This window comes from Leeuwenhoekiella aestuarii, from assembly GCF_004104055.1.
Lineage (GTDB): Bacteria > Bacteroidota > Bacteroidia > Flavobacteriales > Flavobacteriaceae > Leeuwenhoekiella > Leeuwenhoekiella aestuarii.
The window spans coordinates 1-1,219 of record NZ_QOVJ01000028.1; the positions used below are offsets into that span (position 1 = coordinate 1).

General features: G+C 33.2%; 1 protein-coding gene. It reads left to right on the plus strand.

The features are described 5' to 3' along the window. The first annotated feature begins 220 nt into the window (after window positions 1-220). Window positions 221-1,132 carry a GIY-YIG nuclease family protein gene (locus tag DSM03_RS18895; protein ID WP_128762984.1) on the plus strand — a complete coding sequence of 304 codons (912 nt, stop codon included), beginning with the start codon at window positions 221-223 and terminating at the stop codon, window positions 1,130-1,132. The last annotated feature ends 87 nt before the right edge of the window (window positions 1,133-1,219 follow it).

Here is a 1,219-nt window from a genome sequence, read left to right on the forward strand (position 1 = left end):
TTCACCGTATATAGTAACCTTAATCCTCTCTTTTGTTCTTTCTGATTAGACTATTAATTTAGGGAGAATCAAACTTAAGCCGTATATAATTTATTGCTAGTTCTAGCCTACTTACGAAAATCCTCGCGGATTTTCTATTCGGTTTTTATTTGCTGAATTAGGTGCTTAAACCACGCAACAAACCATATACAATCACGTTGCCAGCAATTAAAACTAACCAATGATATTAGGAAAAAGCATTAGAATTTATTTAAAAGAAGGAAGTGTTACCGGAATTAAATTTGCCGAACTTGTTAATCACACAATTCAATCTCTTTCTTGTCCAAGAACTAAAATTTCGGACTTAAATAAGCATTTTCCTATTGAAATTAATACTCAAGGAGTATATTTCTTGATTGGCTATGAACAGGATACTTTGAAACCTATGGTGTATATAGGAGAAGCAGAAAATGTATGGGATAGATTAAAAAATCACGACTTGAAAAAAGATTTTTGGAATGAAGTTATAGTTTTTACAAGCAAAGACGAAAATCTTACAAAATCTCATATAAAATATTTGGAAAGCAGATTAGTTGAAATCGCAAATCAAACAGACAGATACAGACTTAAAAATGGTAATACTCCAAATCTCAATAGACTGCCACTACCTGACCGAGATGCAATGGAGGAATTTTTATCTAACATAAAATTATTGACTGGAACATTAGGGCATAAGTTTTTAGAAAATCCTATTTCTATTAAAAATATTCCTGAAAAGGTCGAATCCATCGACAATTCCATAGTTAATAATATAACCGATAAAAAAGATGAGTTAGAACTCCATCTAAATGTTAGTGGAATTATGGCAAATGCGATTCAAACAAATGAGGGTTTGGTTGTTTTGGAAAATTCAGAAGTATCAGACAATCCAACGAAAAATTATGGATATGGAGCATTAAGAGAATCCCTCATTAAAGAAGCTATTATCGTAAAAAACACAAGTGGCAAATTTTATTTTTCAAAGAAACACCTTTTTTCAAGCCCATCTGCAGCAGCAGCTGTAATATTAGGTTATTCTGTTAATGGTAGAAATGTTTGGAAAAATGACAGTGGAAAATCAATTAAGGAAATAGAAAAAACTGAAATAGAATAACTGCTGGCAATCGAGTAGACGGGTCCGCCCCTAATTAGGAACGGACTGCGCCTCTCACACCACCGCACGTACGGGTCTCGTATACGG

Coding starts and splice junctions, on each gene's coding strand:
- DSM03_RS18895 (WP_128762984.1), top strand. CDS start 221: ATGATATTAGGAAAAAGCATTAGAATTTATTTAAAAGAAGGAAGTGTT.